This window comes from Treponema sp. R80B11-R83G3, from assembly GCF_054786115.1.
The window spans coordinates 1-693 of the sequence record NZ_BDHF01000368.1 but is presented as its reverse complement, the minus strand read 5'-3'; the positions used below and the strand labels follow the sequence as shown (position 1 = coordinate 693).

Below are 693 nucleotides of genomic sequence, written 5' to 3'. Positions count from 1 at the left end.
CGATAACTGGAACAAATTTATTCAATCTCTTCCCGAACCGCCCAATACCTTGTTCTATAGCGTAGATCTCCGCAGCTTGGGAGCTAATTATGACACCAACACGACAATTTATGAAGGCGTAGAGATATATCTGGAGGCTTCACTGAAATGGATGCAGGATGTGAAAACGGCAATACGGGCCATGGACGCGCAGGTAGCTGAGGTGCAGAAGACGGTGCAGGCGGAACAGGCTGCGGTGCAGGCCGCCATACAGGAGGTCGTCAAGACGGTCAATGACGGCCTGGAAGCGACGGGGCAAATCAGAAAATGGGGACTACAGCGTTTGAATGTGGGAGTAACGGCGGTACCGTTTGACAACAGCTTTGTGGAGGAGCGGGGGCAAAAGCAGGGGACCCAAACTTTTTCCATAGTCGTAGAGGTGGTAGACAACCGGAATAACAAGGTGCTAGGCAGGAGTACTTCCCAGATAGGCAGGACGTATTCAATCACCAACAAAGGGCTTACGGTTTCCGCCGATGAAGGCAGAACCGTGTTATTCAGGAACGTCAATATAAATGACATCCCACCGTCCGGCATTGCGTAGGTTCGGGTATTGCCTCCGAAGTTGACTATGCCCTCCAACGTAAATTCCGCAGTCGTATCCGTCGTGTCTCTTGCCAATTTGTACTGAATGTCAACACGTAAAGCGTCCGG

General features: G+C 51.1%; 1 protein-coding gene. It reads left to right on the top strand.

Features of this window, described 5'->3' with window-relative positions; all coding sequences use genetic code 11:
* Positions 1 to 583, top strand: a 583-nt coding sequence (locus tag ACYVRH_RS13905; RefSeq protein ID WP_461257479.1) for a hypothetical protein, incomplete at its 5' end; no start/stop codon positions are given.
* Between the last annotated feature and the right edge of the window lie 110 nt (positions 584 to 693).